Raw genomic sequence first — 18,040 nt, forward strand, 5'->3', positions numbered from 1 at the left:
AAATTCTAATTAAAACCAATAGATGGCTGCGAAAAATACTTTTCGAAAAACTCCTCCAAAAATACGTAAAAAGCCTTCGCTTTTAATAAAAATCAAAAGCCTTGTTTATAAAGTTATCTATTATTTTTTAATAATATCGGTAGGAAGCGTTATCCTTTTTAAGTTTATACCTATACCCTTCACCCTAACTATGGTGGATCAAAAATTTTCTTCATTGTTTAGTGGGGATGATTCCGAAATCCATTATTCTTGGCGTTCTTATGATAATATTTCAAAAGAAATGCCATTGGCGGTAGTTGCTGCAGAAGATCAGCTTTTTCCAGACCATTTTGGGTTTGATTTTAAATCTATGCAAAATGCTTACAAGAATAACCTAAAAGGCAAAAAAGTAAGAGGTGCAAGCACAATCAGCCAGCAGGTAGCTAAAAACGTGTTTCTATGGCAAGGGAGGTCATATATTAGAAAAGGTTTGGAGGTTTACTTTACTACCTTGATTGAGATTATTTGGGGTAAGAGGAGAATATTGGAAGTTTATATTAATGTGGCTGAAATGGGTAAGAACACCTTTGGTGTAGAGGCAGCTTCTCAAAGATATTTTGGTGTATCTGCTAAAAATATAAATAGAAACCAAGCGGCAAAGCTAGCCGCTGTATTGCCAAGTCCCAGAAAATGGTCAGTCACAAAACCTGGACCGTATGTGTCGCGAAGAGTGCCAAAAATAATGGGTCAAATGAGAGCTTTGGGTGGAGTTTCATATATCAAAGACCTAAGGAAGTTTTAAAGGTCTTCAGAAATCACCAATTCTGCTAAGTTTTTCGGAGCTACAGAGCAGTATGCAGCCTTTAGCAATCCTTCTATTATTTCTTGCGAAAGGTCTAAATAGTGAAGGTGTGTCCAACCCATTTTACCCCATTTGTTGGGTACGGAAAATATGGAATCAGGATTTATTTTCGAAAAAATACCTTGTTCTTCAGGGGAGAATTTAAGCGTCGCTCGGTTTTCTTTTTCGTTTATGGTAGCAAAAATTTTCTTTTTAATTCTGAACGAAGATTTATCAAAATGTGGAGCTTCCTCTGCCTGCGGAAGAGCCATGGCTAGCTTACGAAAATCTGATATACTTGTCATTGTTAAAAAAAATTGAGTGTATCAATTTTGCTTTGATACACTCTTTATAATATTATTCTTCAGTACTTTGACCTATTTCTGCCATGACCTCACTTAAAGGTTTCAAGTTAGAAGGAATCGGTTTTTCCTCTGGTTCAGCCTCTTCATAAGGTATTACGTCCAATATTTTGGTAACATTAATGTCAGATATTATATAATCTTGAACCGAACCTAGTTTTTCAATCATCAAACCATACACTTCCTTAATGTCTTGTGCATTTAATAAAAATACAAACGGCACTTTTTTCTCTTTTTGAGATTTTTCATCAAAAACTATGTACTGAGCTCTAGCTTTCCACCAAAGTTCGGCATTGTTTTCAATAAAAAACACTTCGTTAAATTTCATTTTTGTTAATCCAACCAACTGAAAATCTTGCAATTCGGCCGCACAATACGCATAAGCTCTCGCCTCTGCATCGGTATAGGAAACTGCATCAAATAAATATGCCTGATTGATGGTCTTGTTGCCACCTTTTTCGTCTTGTTGTATAAATCGTATTTTTGCTTGGTACCACGTAGCCATTCTGTATATCTATTTTCTAAATGTAAAAATTATTTTCTCTTTTAAAATCTTCTCCAAATCAACAATTATCAAAATTGCCAATTGATCATTAAAACCTTCCAAGCAACCACCAAACCAATAAACTAATCAATCAATAACTAATCAACTATTCAACCAATCAACCAATAAACTAATAACAAATCCCTAAACCCTAACCAACTCTGCTGCTCCAAATACCCCAGCACTATCCCCAAGTTTTGGTTTTAAGAAAACCGTTTCTACTTTTCTGTCGTTGAAAATATAGTTTTCTATTTGTTTTACGCCTTCGGTGTACAATAAATCAATATTGCTTACACCGCCTCCCAACACTATAACATCTGGGTCTAAGACATTGATGATAGAACTGATGGCTCTTGCAAAAGAGGTCATTAAATGGTCAATAGTCGCCGTAGCATGTGGGTCGGAATGATCCAAATGGCGTTGATATATTTCTTTCAGTCTAAGTTTTTGGCCTGAAAGGCCTTCGTAATACCGCTCTAAGGCTGGCCCGGCAAATACTTTTTCGTTGCAGCCACTTTTACCACAATAACATGCTTCTCCGTCAACGTCTAATACAATATGTCCCCATTCGCCACCTATGCCATGTTTTCCGCCTATCACTTTGCCATTTACCACTACGCCACCGCCTACGCCTGTTCCCATTATTACACCAAATACAACCTCGGCATTGAGGTCTTTGGCTGCTCCCATGGTTGCTTCTGCTAAGGCAAAGCAGTTGGCATCGTTTGCCATTTCTATTTTTATTTTCAAAAGATCTTCGAGGTCTTTTTTCATAGGTTGGCCATTCATGCAAACTGTATTACAGTTTTTCATGGTTTGCAAACCTGGATCTAAAGTGCCAGGTGTGCTAAAGCCAATCGCTAAAGGTTGGAGGGAAGTTTCGGTTTTAACCGAATCAATCAGAAGGCCTATTTGTGATAAAATATGTTTATAGCCTTTATCTGCTTCTGTATCAATACGTTTTCGTATAAGTATTTCGTCGTTTTCGGCATTGATTACTATGCATTCAATTTTGGTACCTCCCAAATCCACACCCCATATATATTCCATAATTGTTCTGTCGTAAAATTTCAGCTAAATAAAGGTTTTTTGGGCAGAATAGAAAGGAAAACTTTGGTGAAAATGCCAATTGTTTGAAGAATTATGGACCATTAAATAGTTTTTAAAATATTTTTCAAAAAATATTTGGAAATAAAAAAAATAGATTCCACATTTGTAGTGTACTATTAAACTAATACACTATGATTTCCATTCAAAATCTTTCTTTTAAGTACAATAGAAAAAGAACTTTATTCGAAAACCTGAATCTGGAATTAGAATCGGGGAGTATATATGGGCTGCTGGGTAAAAATGGTGCAGGAAAATCAACCTTACTTTATAATATAACCGGCCTTGTGTTTCCACAAAAGGGTGAGATAAACGTTTTGGGTTTTAAGCCTCGGAATCGTAAACCTAGTTTTTTGTCTAATGTTTATTTTTTGCCTGAAGAGTTTGCCCTTCCTTCTATTTCTATCTCGCAGTTTCTGAAACTAAACGCTCCTTTTTATCCAAATTTTAATTCAACAAAGTTTTATGAATTTCTAAATGAACTGGATGTGGAGGCTTCTTCAAAATTGAATGATATTTCGTTTGGACAACAAAAGAAAGTCATGATAGCCTTTGGCTTGGCATGCAATACAAAACTTTTGATTATGGATGAACCTACCAATGGCTTGGATATACCTTCAAAGAGCAAGTTTAGGAAATTGGTGGCTGCGAATATCAGTGATGAAAAATTGTTTATCATTTCTACACATCAAGTTCGGGATTTGGAAAGCCTTATAGATCAGGTTATTATAATGAATGAGAGCAATATGGTACTGAAAGCATCGATGGAAAAAATAGGGCAAAAGCTCAGTTTTAAAACTTTAGATGACCCACAGGAAGAAGTTCTGTATTCAGAAGAATCCATACTTGGAAAGGTTGGTGTGGTTCTAAATACTGAGGAGCAAGAGAGCAAAATAAACATGGAGCACCTTTTCGGTGCGGTTATGAATAAAGGAGGTTTGGTTAAAGAAATTTTTAGTAAATAATTATAAATCAATTTATTATGAATGATATTTTTAGTTTTCGGAGGTTTTGGTATTTGTTAAGAAAAGAATTTGTTGAAAAGAGAGTATTTCTTTTGGGGATAGTTGGTGTAACATTGATTATTTTTTTATTGGCCTATGTTTCTGCGGATGTCGATAATGAAATAATGCAATATCAACATATATGTCTATTTTTAGGAATTATTTTGGGACCCGCTATTTTGGTGAGTTATATGCTCGGAGGATTTTCTGGAAAGAGTAAATCTATTCAATATTTAACCCTCCCAAGTTCATTCTTTGAGAGGTGGTTTTTAATTTTCTTTATTACTTTCTTTTTGTACGTCCCTTTTGTTTTACTTTCCCTTAATTTTTTTGATTTTTATTTTGTTTCAGATTTGCGAGAACTTGCATTGAGAAAACAATTTTCTGCAGAGGTTATTGATAGTAAGTTTAAATTTATTGACTCAATTATTAATCTTAAAAATGGGGTTTTCAAAGGTTATCTTCTTGTTTTAATCATACTGACAGGGCTTTTTACTTTGGGTGGTTTATTTTTCAAAAAACTATCTTTCTATAAAACTGCTTTACTGATTTTTCTTGTTTTTGTATTTATTATTTACTTCCGGAATATTACTACAGCCTATATTTTAGGTGAAAAAATCAACTCCAATATTAATAATTTTGGAAATGTAACGGTTGTTTTGAAAAATGCAGAGAGAGTTTATGTATCGTCTTCAGAAAATATTTCATTCCTAATTAATAATTTCGTTAGGATTGTTTTGCCGCTCTCACTTTGGTTAATTGCTATGTTAAGATTTAAAGAAAAAGAAATTTAATTCCTATGGATTTTAAAGATAAACAAGCAATTTATTTGCAGATAGCAGGATATGTTTTCGAGCAAATTCTACTTGGAGAAATACCTATTGGCGGAAAAATGCCATCCATAAGAGACTTGGCTGTGCAAATTGAAGTGAACCCAAACACTGTTCAACGGACCTACGATTTTTTACAACAAAAAGAGATTATTTCTACTAAAAGGGGGATTGGTTATTTTGTAAATGAGGATGCTCGAGAAAAAGTTATTGCATTCAAAAAAGAGCAATTTATTTCGGATGAATTGCCCATTGTATTTAGAAGTTTACATCTTCTGGATATTGATTTTGACGACTTGAAACAAAAATATTTAACATATATAGAAAACAATTTTTAAAAAATGAAACTAAGCACAAAACTTCTACTCGGCCTATTGTTATCTTTTATGATATTGGTAGTTATCAATGCCTTTTCCGTCAAAAGTAATTTAACGAAAATGGATAAAAATGAACAGTTTCTGAATTATGAAAAGTTATCAGATTTGCCTTTTAAATATTTAAAAGTTAATGCACCTGAAGGAGCCACAGGCAGAGTGAATATTTTAGAAAGCAATAAGTCTCAATTGTATGTTTCGCATAGTTGGGCAGACAAAGTGATTTATAAAATCAATAATGATACACTTTTCGTTGAGTTTCTAAAAGATCCTGAAGGGAAACCATACACTTATGACCAATTTGAGAAATTGGTGATTGTTACTTGTCCTGATTTGAACAGTTTAGAAACTAATAATGTATCTATATCTATTGATAGTCTTAGGCAAGATAAATTAAGCCTGATAGGGAAAGGATATGGTTCTTTTGAATTTAGGAAAATGAATATTAATGATTTTGATATTGATTTAGAAAGTCATGCATCTTGTAACTTTTATGTTAATCAATTTCAAAAAATAAGATCTTTAAAGGCAAGTTTAATAGATACAACTTCTTTAAATATTAGGGCAATAAATGCTGAAAGAATTGAAATAGAAAACGGCCCAATGACAGGATTGGAAGTAAATGGTGCTACTTTGAAGCTTTTAACAAAACAAATCAAATATTAATCTTTAAAAAACAAACCAATTTCTTTTCCAGTCTCAAATAGTAGGTCAGCTGCAATTGCTTTCGCATATTCAAGCGACATTTTAGGCTTTTTAATTTGGTAAACTTTGATAACATTGGGTTTGTTTTCAATATTGGTTTCGACTGAACCCCCAATCAATATCACCTTTTTGTTTTTGGCAGTTTCAAGGAGACGAGCAATGAGTTTGCCGTTCCAGGTTTGTTCGTCTATCCGGCCTTCGCCTGTTATGATTATGTCTGCTTTTTGGATTTTTTCTTGAAGGTCGCATATTTCAAAAACCAAGTCTGCGGCAGAAATCACTTTTGCATTAAGAAAAGCCACAGCTCCACCACCCAATCCACCTGCTGCACCAGCTCCTGGAATAGTTTGCACATCAATGTTTTGGGTTTTTGAAACTATCTCACTTAGATTTTTAAGACCCGAGTCGAGCATACGAATTTGGTCCTCAGATGCACCTTTTTGTTTTGCATAAATATACGCCGCACCATTTTCGCCATAAAACGGGTTGGTAACATCGGTAGCTACTATAAACTCGGTTTGTGATAAATCGATAGCTCCGCTATATGAATAACTCGCTATTTCAATTAATGATTCACCTATAGGATTTAAAGTATTTCCATCTTTATCATAGAAAAAATAGCCCAAGGCCGCCGCCAATCCAATACCGCCATCGTTTGTGGCTGAGCCTCCTATAAACAATATGATTTTCTTTGCTTTTTGTTTTAAAGCATCTAAAACCAATTCACCTGTACCGAAAGTACTTGTTTTGTCAGGATTTCTTTCTTCTGGTTTTAAGCATTCTAATCCAGAGATTTTGGCCATTTCTATAAAAGCCGTTTTGGTTTTTTCATCCCAAAGATATTCTGTTGGGAGCTTTCTAAACAAAGGGTCAGAAGCCATTATTTTAACTTCTTTTTGTGTGGATTTTATGGCTTCCAGTGTGCCTTCACCTCCATCTGCCAGTGGTAGGATTTCAATTTGAGCTTGAGAAAAAGTTTGAGAAATGCCCTCAGCAATGCTTTCGGCTACTTTTCTAGCCGAAAGAGAGTCTTTAAAAGAATCTGGGGCAATGAGAATTTGCATTATAAACTCATTAAGTCTTTAAATTTTATAGCTTGGCGTCTCGAAATTTCAATTTTCTCTAATTGGGTGCTTTTTTCCCCACCTTTCAGTGTTACCAAAAGTCCACCTGAGAACCAAGGTTCTATTTTTTCGACCCATTGTAAATTGATGATGTGCTTGCGGTTGGCTCTGAAAAAGCTTTTTGGATCAAGTTTTTCTTCCAAACTATTCAATGATTTCAAAATCATCGGTTTTTGGTCTTCAAAATGTAAACGAACGTAGTTACCCATGGATTCGAACAAACGCACTTTTCCGAGTTTTACAAACCAACATTTTTCGCCATCTTTTACAAAAACTTGGTCGTTTTCTGTCAAATACTGTACGTTGGGGTCCGTATTTAGTTTTTGGGTGCGTTTTATTTCAGCCTCAACTTTGGTGATAGCTTCTGCCAATCGACTGCTGTCAATAGGTTTCATCAAATAGTCCAAAGCATTGTATTCGAATGCTTTAAGGGCGTATTCGTCATAAGCAGTGGTGAAAATGACCTCTGGTACACGGTCTTCTATTATTTCCAAAAGCTCGAAGCCATTTTTACCAGGCATCTGAATATCAAGGAATAATAAATCGGGTTGATGCTCATCTATAAGCTCAATCGCCTCGTCGGCATTTGCCGCTTCTGCCACCACATTTATTTTTGGAAACTCCTCTAAAAGTCTTTTTAGCTCGTTTCTCGCTAATCTTTCGTCGTCAATTATGATTGTTTTCATACGCTTAAAGGTATATTTATGACAGCACAAACTATTTGGCTGTCTTCTTGTGAAATTTGAAAATCGGCCTTTGAGCCATATAATAATTTAAGTCTTTTTTCTGTGTTTACCAATCCAAAGCCGCCGTCTTCTTGGTTGTTTTCTGTCTTTTTTAATACGCCAGTATTTCTAATTTTTATAACCAAGTTATTGTCTATTTTACTGGTATTTACTTCTACAAATCCCCAGCGTGTGGCTTTTTGTACCCCATGTTTTATGGCATTTTCTACCAAAGTTTGGAGCATCATAGGTGGCACCTGAATATTTAGCGTATCTTGGTCTACGTCCCACATAATTTGTAGACGCTCTTCATATCGTACTTTTTCGAGTTCTAGATAATCTTCTATTGTTTTCAATTCTTCTTTTAGAGAAATGGTAGTTTTTCGGTCAGCAACCAAAGAACTTCTCAGAATATTTGAAAGTTGCGTTATCCCTTTTTGGGCTTTTGAAGGATCTTCCAATATTAATGCTCTTATACTATTGAGGGCATTAAACATAAAGTGTGGGTTGATTTGTGCCCTCAAAATTTTAGCTTCAGAAGCTTCTATGGAGGTTTGTAGCTTGATTCTTTCTATGGCATCTATTCGGCGTTCGTTGGTGTAAGAATAGAAAATATACACCAAAACCCAAATTAATACGGGTTTGCTTAGATTGATTACATAGGCAATATCTCTTAATATCCAGTTGGCTTTGCTAGTATCTATTATTGTTTCGTCAAGGGTGATATTAATAGCTGTTAGTAAAAATGTGATAACAAAGATACCTACGGCACTTTGCCAGATTAGTTGCGGTATGGAAAGTTTTATCCAACTATATTTTTTAAAGATTACCCTAAAGAAATGAGTTAAGCTTATACTGACTAAAATGTTTATTATTAAGTTAAAAAATAAGCTCTCAAGCTCAGCATAGTTGAAATTCCAAAACAAGAAATAATTAATAAAGTCAGATAGAAAAAAAAATGTCCATCCACCTATCTGAAAAAGCCAATATGATTGTTTGAAATTCATCAATTAATAATTTCGCCAAAACTACAAATTAAGAAAAACTAAATTACATCTTCTTGATTGTCGGAGATATAAATAGTCGAAAGGCAAATATATTGGATGTTTTTTGAAATCAAAGAGACTCAAGCAACTCTAAATGGCTTACATCGTTTTGAGAAAGAATCTCAAATTCGTTTTTTGTATAGCAATATTCCAATTTATACAAACAGGTATTTTGATGTGGGAAACTATCCATTTCTGTTAATGGAAGATTTGTGATTTGAGAAAGTAAAATTCGCATAGCTCTGCCGTGCATGGCTATCAGAATTAATTTTTCATCAGCATTGTCAAGAATTCTTTTTATGGCAACCTTTTGTCTTTCAGCTACTTCTACAGGACTTTCTCCTCCGATGGCTTGTAGGTTGGTTTCGCCCTCTCTCCATTTTTGAAGCAGACCTGCATAATAGGCATTGTCTTCTGAATTTGGTATTAGCCCCTCTTTTTCTCCCCAACTTATCTCGTTCAGTTCAGGGATTATTTCGTGCGGAAGGCCCATTTTTATAAACTTTTCAACTGTTTGATGGGTTCTTATCAGTGCCGAAGTGTAAATTTTTTGGAAAGGCACATCTTTGTAATGATTATAAAATGCCTCAGCTTGCCTTCTTCCGGTTTCATTTAAATCAGCATCGATTCCACTTCCTTGCACTATTCCTCTTTTATTGTATTCGGTTTCTCCGTGTCTGATTAAATAAATTTCCTTTTTTGACATTGATAAGATTCTTATAATTGATAATTTTGACAAAATTAAGAAATAAGATGTTTAATAAAAGTTTTGATTTGGAATACATTCAGAAATTGTCCGCTAATACAATTAATGAGACTTTGGGTATAGAAATGTTAGAAATAGGTTCGGATTTTATTGTAGGCAAAATGCCTGTGGACGCTCGCACTCACCAACCTTTTGGGATTTTGCACGGAGGAGCATCAGTAGTATTGGCTGAAACCTTGGGTAGTCTGGCTTCTTTTTTATGTTTGCCCAATCAGAAAGAACAAAAAGCAGTAGGTTTGGAAATAAATGCCAACCACATCAGAGCGGTAAAATCAGGTTGGGTTTATGGAAAAGCAACGCCCATTCATATTGGTTCCAAAACGCATATTTGGGATATAAAAATCAAAAACGAAGAAGGAAAGATGGTTTGTATAAGTAGATTAACCACGATGATTATTTAGTAAAATGTATCCTTTGGCTCAATTTTTGCAGTGTTTTTCGATGAAATTTATCTAATATGCCAAAAGTTTTATTTTCGTTTTTTTTATTTTTAAGCCTTAGTTCCTTGGGTCAAATTATTTTGCCTGATTCGGCAAATATGCCCATAGATACTAGCTTAAAAGCCAAAGAAGTTTTTTTCGATACCTTAAGTTATTCAGAAGAATACCGTCGTGACGTCTGGAGATTTACTTATGGCGTAAGGGGAGGCGTAAGCAGAGGCAAATACATCATAAGTGAAAATACGATTGACAGAGTTGGCTCCAATGGCTTGCCAATAATTGGACAAGATGGCAAAATTGTCAAGAATAAATTTGTAAATAATGCTACTTTTAATACCGGTTACAGTGCTGGTGTATTTGGAAGGTTTATCCGAGGAGCATTCTATATTCAACCTGAGTTAATTTATTCTGCCAAAGCCGGGAAATTTGATATTTTAAAAACAGATGGTAGTCTATATAAAAGAGTAAACGGTAAATTTTCTTCGATAGATGTTCCCTTGTTGGTAGGTATAAGGTCAAATAAAGCGAGAGTATTTTTTGGGCCGACTTTTAACTTTGCTTATAAGTTGAATTCCGAAATGAAAGATGCACTAGGCGAATTTGTTGATAATCAAAAACTTAATCATAAGTTCTTTAATCGCCCGATCATGAACTTCAACGTTGGTTTAGGTTTCGAATTTAAAGCATTTTTTATAGATGTCAGGTATGAGAAAGGTATCAAATCTTATACTCTACAAACGCTCGGACCGAGCAATTCTCCAAAAGTATTTGATATGAAAGCAGATGCTTTTCATATAGGTATTGGTTTTATCCATAAATAATTTCATTTCTTTGGTAATTCTATTCTATTTTTGGAAAAAATCTAAGAATAGATGAAAGCATTGGTATTAGGTGGTGGTTCTTTGAAAGGAGCTTGGCAAGTAGGAGCTATACAGGCAGTATTAGAAACAGGTTTTAAGCCTGATATGATTTACGGTATTTCTGCTGGTGCACTTAATGCCGCCTTTATGGTAAATGAGGCTGGGCATCAATTTAAAAAAACAAATACTGTTGATTGGGATTTAGTAAATAAGAAACTACTTAAATTTTGGTTAGAAAACATTACCAAACCTTCTGATATAGGAATCCTAAAGTCAAAATGGTCACTAGGTATAGATACACTTTTGAGTAGGTTTGATGGTCTATTGGATACCAATCCTCTTCACGAAAAACTCAAAAAATACATTGATTTGACCACTTTACGCAGAAGTCCAGTTGCGATAAAAGTAGGTTGTGTAAATATACATTCTGGCGAAATGCATTATGCTGATCCGCTTGAGCAGCATTTTCTAGATTATCTTAGAGCGAGTAGTTCATTGCCTATCATTATGCCAGGGATTCAGATAGGCAAAGACAATAAAGAAGTATATTTGGATGGTGGATTGAGAGAGGTAGTTCCTTTGAAAAAAGCCATTGAAGATGGAGCAACAGAGATTTATGCCATAGCTACGCATCCTAAAAAACGTGCCATGGAACCCATAAACTATAGAAATCTAATGACTTTAATTGAGCGAATCAAGGATATTTCGGTCAATCAATTTGAAAACAATGATTTGGAATGGGCAGAAAATTATAATAAAAACTTGATGTCAGTAGCTGGATTTAGCATCAATAAAAAGGTAAATCTTACGGTAATCAGACCAGACGAAACTGTTGAAATAAAACTGACAGATTTTGATATAGATGTTATTAAAAAAATAATCAAAGAAGGCTACGAAAAAGCTTATATGGTTTTGAATGCTAAAAAAGCGTAACTCTTTTTGATTGTATCACCCAAACTATTCCTAAAATGCCAATTAAACCAAATGCGATTTGTAATGAATAGGCTTTGGAAATGAAACCAATCAAAACTGGACCAAAAAGAAATCCTCCCATAGCAAAGGTATTCATTATGGCTAAACCCGAACCCTTGGCCATATTGGGAACTCTGGATGCACTTGCGTAAAGAATTGGAGCACAGCAAGATACTCCAGCTCCAACTATTGAAAATCCTAGGATTGAGCTAAATGTGTATGGAAGGAAAATAGCAATGGAAATACCAATTACACTCAAAATTCCCCCAAAAAATAGTATTTTGTTGGCTCCATATATCGGGATTATTTTATCTCCGAGTAGTCTGCCCGCAGCCATAAATAATGAATACCCCGTTAACCCCCAGCCTTGATAAAAGCGACTGGTTTCAACGACTTCTCGCATATATACCGCTGTCCAATCGGCCATGGAACCTTCGGTAATATTTACACACAAGCCAATAATTATCATCAATAAAAAGCTTCCCGTAGGCATTTTGAATTTAGCCTTTGGGCTTTCTGCCAAATTTGTTTCGTCGGGTAATTGCAAAACGGTTTTTCTAGCGAAAAGCAAACCAAAAACCAAAATACCGACTACAGCTGCCATGTATAATCCCGGAATAACACCTAAACCGCTAAAAATACTAGAAACCAATGAACCAACCATTAGTCCTAAACTGAACATGCCATGGCAAGTGCTCATAATTTTGATTTTTTGGAGGTGCTCTATTGCTCCTACGCAAGTGTTCATAGACACATTGGTAATAGAAATAGCGGCTCCTGTCAGAAATAAAAACAGGGCTAAAAAGAAAAGATTTGGGGCATTTAAGATTAAAAGATATCCGAAAAGTAAAAAGCTCCATCCCAATAATGTGCTTTTTTGCATTCCGTTTTTTCTAATTAATAAAGCTGCTATTGGGTTCATTGTCAAAGCTCCAAAAGGAAGTGACAAAAGTAATAGACCTAGTTGAGCATCATCAAGGTCGAATTTGTGTTTTACAAAAGGTATAAAAGTAGCCCAAGTACCAAATAATAAGCCCAATGTAATAAAGGCCAATCCTACCGCGAAACTCTGTTTATTGCCAAAAAAATCTTTGCTAATATGCGAAAACATATTTTTTTATTAATTGAGCCGCAATTTAGGGATATTAAAGAGGAATAGTTTCGAGCCAAAAAAGAATTTCCCGAAATGGATTCAGCTAAATAGAAAATACCATATTATATTTTGGAAAAGCACAATTAACGATTTTTCTCGTATTTTTTGGGAGCATATAAAAACCCAAATGCTTCTGCACCTTCTTTGGTATGGATTTTATGGTGCACATAGTGGGCGTGCATTATACGTTTCATGTATTTATTACGAGCAGTATATTTGATTTTGACTCTTCTGTGTACTATCAAATCATGGAAAATAAAATAAAAAACGCCATACATTGTGATTCCTAATCCGATAGGAAACAAATACCAAAAGTCAGGGTTCAAGTCTCCATAAATGATTAAGGAAGCTGCAATCGGTGCAAAAACCAAAGCGTAATAGTCGTTTTTTTCGAAAAAACCTTTGTGCATATTGTGATGGTCTTGATGCCAAACCCAGCCAAATCCATGCATTATATATTTATGAGCAAACCAAGCTACACCTTCCATTAAACCAAATACTACGAGTACTATTCCTGTATTTATTATAAAATCCATTTGCTATTTAATGATTCTTGAAATTACCAGACTTATTGAATAAATCGATTTGATAACATAAAATTAAAACATTGATTTTATGAAATTGTTTAAAGGCTCAAATAAAAAATCTATTTTTGTTGAAAATTAACAAACGGAATGAAACTAAAATTATTAGGTTTATTGATGCTGTGTTTTTTAGCAACACAAGCCCAAAAACCAAAAGCAGAAAAACCCAAATTGGTTGTTGGAATAGTCGTTGACCAGATGCGTTATGACTATTTGTATCGATTTTATTCAAAATATACAGCAGGTGGATTGAAAAGACTAATGACAGAAGGCTACAATTGTCGTAACAATCAATATCATTATGCTTCTACAGTTACTGGGCCTGGACACGCACATATTTTTAATGGCTCTTCGCCTGCCATTAGTGGGATTGTTGGCAATGAATGGTACGATAAAACCATAGGCAAAACTACTTATGTTGTTTCTGATTCAACTGCTAATGTTGTTGGTTTAGGATCTGCTACGGCAGGCAAAATGTCACCTCGAAACATGAAAGTTAGTTCTATTACTGATCAGTTGAGAATTGCCAGCCAATTCCAATCGAAAGTTATTGGAGTAGCCATAAAAGATCGCGGTGCGATTTTGCCCGCTGGACATACTGGCCAAGCATATTGGTACGATGCCGGCTCAGCAAATTGGATTACAAGTGATTTTTATTTAAAACAATTACCAGCTTGGGTAAATAGTTTTAATGATAAAAAAATTGCCCAAGAGCTTGTTTCAAAGCCTTGGGAGACAATGATGCCTCTTGATAAATATACTGAAACTGAAGAAGATGATCAACCTTATGAAGCTACCATGTCAGGTGAGCCAAAAGCTGTTTTTCCGCACAAAGTAACATTGGGTGGCATTGCCACTTCTCCTTATGGCAATGACCTAACACTTAAATTCGGTCTGGCAGCTATTGATGGAGAGAATTTGGGAATGGGCCAACAAACTGATTTTTTAACCTTGAGCTTTTCGTCACCTGATTATGTTGGACACTCATTTGGTGCACAATCAAAAGAAATTGAGGATGTTTATCTCAAATTAGACAAAAATATAGCTGAGCTATTGTCACATCTTGATAAAAAGCTAGGGATTGGAAACTACACAGTTTTCCTTTCAGCTGACCATGGCGTGGCAGAGATACCAGCTTTTCTGAAAAAACACAATGTTCCTTCTGGATTATTTTTAGGCGGCGAATTGGAGAAAAAAGCAGAAGCTGCATTAGGTGCAAAATTTGGCGAGGGAAAGTACATATTAAGTGCTGATAATTATCAAATGTATTTAAACATGGATTTGTTAAATCAGAAAAGCATTTCGGTGGATCAGGTGACACAAACGCTTAAGACTGAATTTCTAAAAACAGAAGGAATATACAATGTTATAAATCTTTCAGAAGGAAAAGCGAATGATGTTCCGCAAGTGTTTAGAGATAAACTTACCAATATTTATAATCCAAAACGAAGTGGTGAAGTTATGGTTTTGGTAGAACCTGGTTGGTTTGCAGGATATGTTAAAGGTACTACGCATGGCACTATGTATCCTTATGATACACATGTTCCCTTGTTGTTTTACGGTTGGGGTATCAATAAAGGTGAGAATTTAAACATTACCCATATTTCGGATATCGCACCTACTATCGCTATGTTGTTGAAAATCCTTGAGCCAAATGGTTCTATTGGGTCTCCAATAACTTCGGCTTTGAAATAATTCTAGAATTAAAAACAAAAAAGGCTGCTCCATTTCTGAAGCAGCCTTTTTTATGAAAGAAAAATATTATTTGTCTTCTGGCAACAATATCATTTTGATGATATTATCTCCGCTTAAATATTTCTTTGCAGTTGCTTTGGTACTTTCAACAGACACTTTATCAAGCAATTTGTCTTCTGTCAATATCTCTGTGATTTTATCTCCGTTTTGATATTTCGAAGTTAAGGCATTAAGCCAATAATCGTTGTTTTTCAAATTGGTTTGGAAATCAAGCTTTTGCTTCGATACAAACTTCTCAATATCAACTGTCTCAGCTCCGTTTGCTTTGATTTTTTCTATTTCTTTCATAGTGATATCAACCAATTTGTCAACATTGGCAGGGGAACACCCATAACCGATTCTGAAAGTGTAACGAGGCATTGGCACTCGGCTTGTGCTTCCGTTTGCATAAGGTGAATACACGCCACTTTCTTCTTCTCTTAGTTTCTCTGTAAGCTTTATGCTCAAAATGTCGCCTAAGGCTTTGATTTGTAGCTCTTCAGCATCATTCGGAGCATAGGTTCCTGTAAAACTCAAAAGCACTCTTGCTTTATCTTCTGTGCCTTTTTTTACAATCTTGGTCACTTTTCCTGTAGGAGGGTTAATGTTCAAATCACGGAAAGTTTCTTTTTTATTTGTTCCCGGAATCCCACCTAAGTAGGTTAATAAAAGTGGCTTTATTTTTTCTATATCAAAATTTCCTACAAAAGTGAATTCAAAATCAGAGGCATTGTTGAATCTTTCTTTGAAAACCTCCATAGCTTTTTCAGGATTTACACCCTCCATTCTTGCCGAAGTCATCGGTTGGCCTCTAAATGCGTAATTGCTCATCACAGACTGTACTGAATCCCCAAAAACTTTTTCGGGCGTTGGTGATTTTTCCATGTTAATTAAAAAATCCCTCTGGTTTCCTATAGCACCAGCAGCTGCTTCAGGGTCTAAATTGTTGTTTGTAAATCTATTGTAAACCATCTGAAGTGCCGTTTCGAAATCTTTTACTGAAGATGACCCAATAATAGCTTCTGAATTACTACCTATCACGGCATTTACTTGTGCGACTTTGCCAGACATAAACTTGGTCAATTGGCTAGCTTTTAAATTTCCGTTTCCACTTACAGATGCCATATATGAGCCAAAAGAAGCATTCATGAAATCTTTGTCGTCGTACAACGAACTTCCACCCCAACTATTACCTCTGAACTTAATTTCGTCGTTTTTGAAATCAGTAGGTTTTAAGTTGACTTTCATGCCATTGTCAAACACTAGCTCTGTTACTCCTACCGCTTCTACTTTATTTTCCGAAACTATTTTTCCAGCTTTTGGCATTTTTGATACCAAAGAAGTTGCTACTGCTTCGTCAACATAAGCAGTTATGTTTGAACCTGTGTTATCTATCCACTCTTTCAATTGGGCTTCAGTCGGTAATTTGTCTTTGTCTTTTTCAGACCCTATTAATGCTAAAACTCTATTGTCTTTAGTTATTAGCTTCTTAACCAATGCATTAACTTCAGTTAGTTTTATTCCCTCTAAATATTCTTTTACAAATGCATTGTCAAAACTGATATCAGTCATAACCACATCATTAAGAAAACACTGAACCAATTCTTCAACAAAACTCTCGGAGTCTGTTTTGTCTTTTTCATTAAACTGTTTTTCTACTCTGCTTTTATAAGCCAATTTTGCCCTTTCAAGCTCTGTTTCTGTAAATCCAAATTTCGAAACTCTTTCGTTCTCATCTAAAACCGTTTTAAGAGCTTTTTCTACATCGGCACCTTTCGCTACTGCCATTACAGTCAATGCGTCCAGATTTCCCAAAAACGATGAATAATTACTCATACCGAACTGATAAGGCGGGTCAGCTTTTTGCATTAATTCTTGTAACCTTTGGCTTATCATCGAATTAAATAAGGACGCCATTATAGATTCTCTTCTGTTTTGAGCAGTTATTTCTTTCTTTTCTGGTTGTAAATAATACAATTGAACCATATTGTAAGGTTGCTCCTTATCTGTAATTACGATTGCTTCGGTCGTTCCTTTCAATGGAACTTCATACTTTATTCTTACTTTTTCATTTTTAGGGTTTTCTATTCCACCAAAATATTTCTTAATCATGGCTTCCATTTGAGCTGGGTCAAAGTCGCCCACTGCTACAACTGCCTGTAGGTTAGGTCTGTACCAATCATGATGGAAGTTTCTTACAGAAGAGTACGGAGCATTCTGAATGATAGAATCTAAGCCTATAGGTAATCTTTGAGCATATCTAGATCCATTAAATATCACAGGCAATAGTTTCTCTTGGATTCTAGATTGTGCACCTTTTCTAAGTCTTGATTCTTCTAGTACAACACCTCTCTCTTTGTCTATTTCTGTATCTTCTAGTGTAGCATGTGCTGCCCATTCAGATAGTACCATCATAAACTTATCCAGTTTTTCGAGGGTATCAGTTGGTACAGGAAGCATGTACACCGTTTCGTCAAAACTCGTGTAGGCATTTAAATCGGCACCAAATTGAATACCATTTTTTTCAAGGAAATTGACCATTTCATTTTTTGGGAAGTTTTTAGTTCCGTTAAAATCCATGTGTTCCATAAAGTGGGCTAAGCCTCTTTGGTTTTCGTCTTCAAGGATAGAGCCAGCTTTCAAAACCAATCTCAATTGTGCTCTGTTTTTAGGCTCTACGTTTTTTCGGATGTAATACGTGAGACCGTTAGATAGTTTTCCTACTTTCACAGCAGGATCCATAGGAAGTTTTTCTTTTAAGCTTATTTGCTGACTTGTAGCTAGTTGGCTTGCAAAAAGTAAAAGTGATAGGCTGTAGATCAGTCTTTTCATAAGGGATTTTGTTTTGTTTAAGATTAATAAAAAGATTTATATAAGAAAAAAAAGATAG

19 protein-coding genes are annotated in these 18,040 nt (G+C 35.1%); 9 read left to right on the forward strand and 10 right to left on the reverse strand.

All coding sequences use genetic code 11. The features are described 5' to 3' along the window. Positions 1–22 precede the first annotated feature (22 nt). Positions 23–781 (forward strand): monofunctional biosynthetic peptidoglycan transglycosylase, encoded by a 759-nt coding sequence (mtgA, locus tag EGI22_RS19015; protein WP_255070031.1) that lies wholly within the window; start codon positions 23–25, stop codon positions 779–781. On the opposite strand, the gene EGI22_RS19020 is transcribed toward mtgA, so the two are convergent. The 3 genes from EGI22_RS19020 to EGI22_RS19030 all read right to left on the reverse strand — a co-directional run bounded on the left by EGI22_RS19020 (position 778) and on the right by EGI22_RS19030 (position 2,776). Further along, positions 778–1,125, reverse strand: coding sequence for an MmcQ/YjbR family DNA-binding protein (locus EGI22_RS19020; protein WP_255070032.1), 348 nt, complete (start codon positions 1,123–1,125; stop codon positions 778–780). The genes mtgA and EGI22_RS19020 overlap by 4 nt on opposite strands. A gap of 52 nt (positions 1,126–1,177) precedes the next feature. After that, positions 1,178–1,687, reverse strand: coding sequence for a DUF4494 domain-containing protein (locus EGI22_RS19025; protein ID WP_255070033.1), 510 nt, complete (start codon positions 1,685–1,687; stop codon positions 1,178–1,180). 183 nt (positions 1,688–1,870) lie between these two features. Then, positions 1,871–2,776, reverse strand: coding sequence for an ROK family protein (locus EGI22_RS19030; RefSeq protein ID WP_255070034.1), 906 nt, complete (start codon positions 2,774–2,776; stop codon positions 1,871–1,873). 191 nt (positions 2,777–2,967) lie between these two features. Between EGI22_RS19030 and EGI22_RS19035 the strand changes: the two genes are divergently transcribed. The 4 genes from EGI22_RS19035 to EGI22_RS19050 are packed head-to-tail and all read left to right on the forward strand — an operon-like array spanning position 2,968 to position 5,707. Continuing rightward, on the forward strand, positions 2,968–3,798 hold the full coding sequence (locus EGI22_RS19035) for an ATP-binding cassette domain-containing protein (protein ID WP_255070035.1): 831 nt from the start codon (positions 2,968–2,970) through the stop codon (positions 3,796–3,798). A gap of 17 nt (positions 3,799–3,815) precedes the next feature. Next, positions 3,816–4,631, forward strand: a complete 816-nt coding sequence (locus EGI22_RS19040) for a hypothetical protein (protein WP_255070036.1) — start codon at positions 3,816–3,818, stop codon at positions 4,629–4,631. Between the two features lie 5 nt (positions 4,632–4,636). Beyond that, positions 4,637–5,005, forward strand: a complete 369-nt coding sequence (locus EGI22_RS19045) for a GntR family transcriptional regulator (RefSeq protein ID WP_255070037.1) — start codon at positions 4,637–4,639, stop codon at positions 5,003–5,005. Between the two features lie 3 nt (positions 5,006–5,008). Further along, positions 5,009–5,707, forward strand: a complete 699-nt coding sequence (locus tag EGI22_RS19050; RefSeq protein ID WP_255070038.1) for a DUF2807 domain-containing protein — start codon at positions 5,009–5,011, stop codon at positions 5,705–5,707. Here EGI22_RS19050 and EGI22_RS19055 read toward each other — a convergent pair. The 4 genes from EGI22_RS19055 to EGI22_RS19070 all read right to left on the reverse strand — a co-directional run bounded on the left by EGI22_RS19055 (position 5,704) and on the right by EGI22_RS19070 (position 9,347). Next, the gene (locus EGI22_RS19055) at positions 5,704–6,810 is read right to left on the reverse strand and encodes a glycerate kinase (protein ID WP_255070039.1); all 1,107 of its coding nucleotides are present in this window, start codon (positions 6,808–6,810) and stop codon (positions 5,704–5,706) included. The genes EGI22_RS19050 and EGI22_RS19055 overlap by 4 nt on opposite strands. After that, positions 6,810–7,556: a LytTR family DNA-binding domain-containing protein gene (locus EGI22_RS19060; protein ID WP_255070040.1), complete on the reverse strand. Its 747-nt coding sequence runs from the start codon at positions 7,554–7,556 to the stop codon at positions 6,810–6,812. Before EGI22_RS19060 ends, EGI22_RS19055 begins: the two co-directional genes overlap by 1 nt. After that, complete coding sequence (locus tag EGI22_RS19065) at positions 7,553–8,602, reverse strand: sensor histidine kinase (protein WP_255070041.1); 1,050 nt, start codon at positions 8,600–8,602, stop codon at positions 7,553–7,555. The genes EGI22_RS19060 and EGI22_RS19065 overlap by 4 nt, the downstream gene beginning before the upstream one ends. Before the next feature lie 109 nt (positions 8,603–8,711). Then, on the reverse strand, positions 8,712–9,347 hold the full coding sequence (locus tag EGI22_RS19070; protein ID WP_255070042.1) for a histidine phosphatase family protein: 636 nt from the start codon (positions 9,345–9,347) through the stop codon (positions 8,712–8,714). A gap of 47 nt (positions 9,348–9,394) precedes the next feature. Between EGI22_RS19070 and EGI22_RS19075 the strand changes: the two genes are divergently transcribed. From EGI22_RS19075 to EGI22_RS19085, 3 genes are read left to right on the forward strand one after another with little or no spacing between them, the layout of a single operon-like run. Then, on the forward strand, positions 9,395–9,808 hold the full coding sequence (locus EGI22_RS19075; protein WP_255070043.1) for a hotdog fold thioesterase: 414 nt from the start codon (positions 9,395–9,397) through the stop codon (positions 9,806–9,808). A gap of 56 nt (positions 9,809–9,864) precedes the next feature. After that, positions 9,865–10,668: an outer membrane beta-barrel protein gene (locus tag EGI22_RS19080; protein WP_255070044.1), complete on the forward strand. Its 804-nt coding sequence runs from the start codon at positions 9,865–9,867 to the stop codon at positions 10,666–10,668. Positions 10,669–10,719: 51 nt separating this feature from the next. Continuing rightward, positions 10,720–11,640 carry a patatin-like phospholipase family protein gene (locus tag EGI22_RS19085; RefSeq protein ID WP_255070045.1) on the forward strand — a complete coding sequence of 307 codons (921 nt, stop codon included), beginning with the start codon at positions 10,720–10,722 and terminating at the stop codon, positions 11,638–11,640. Here the strand turns inward: EGI22_RS19085 and EGI22_RS19090 are convergent. Both EGI22_RS19090 and EGI22_RS19095 read right to left on the reverse strand, forming a co-directional pair. Further along, positions 11,627–12,790 carry an MFS transporter gene (locus EGI22_RS19090; RefSeq protein WP_255070046.1) on the reverse strand — a complete coding sequence of 388 codons (1,164 nt, stop codon included), beginning with the start codon at positions 12,788–12,790 and terminating at the stop codon, positions 11,627–11,629. The genes EGI22_RS19085 and EGI22_RS19090 overlap by 14 nt on opposite strands. A 125-nt stretch (positions 12,791–12,915) precedes the next feature. Continuing rightward, a complete protein-coding gene (locus EGI22_RS19095; RefSeq protein WP_255070047.1) occupies positions 12,916–13,368 on the reverse strand; it encodes a beta-carotene hydroxylase in 453 nt (150 codons plus the stop codon). Between the two features lie 138 nt (positions 13,369–13,506). Here EGI22_RS19095 and pafA point away from each other — a divergent pair, with 138 nt between their 5' ends. Beyond that, entirely contained in the window at positions 13,507–15,111 is a 1,605-nt protein-coding gene (gene pafA / locus EGI22_RS19100) for an alkaline phosphatase PafA (RefSeq protein ID WP_255070048.1), read from the forward strand. 66 nt (positions 15,112–15,177) lie between these two features. Here the strand turns inward: pafA and EGI22_RS19105 are convergent, their stop codons facing one another. After that, positions 15,178–17,982 (reverse strand): pitrilysin family protein, encoded by a 2,805-nt coding sequence (locus EGI22_RS19105; protein WP_255070049.1) that lies wholly within the window; start codon positions 17,980–17,982, stop codon positions 15,178–15,180. Between the last annotated feature and the right edge of the window lie 58 nt (positions 17,983–18,040).

This window comes from Lacihabitans sp. LS3-19, assembly GCF_024343575.1.
GTDB lineage: Bacteria > Bacteroidota > Bacteroidia > Cytophagales > Spirosomataceae > Leadbetterella.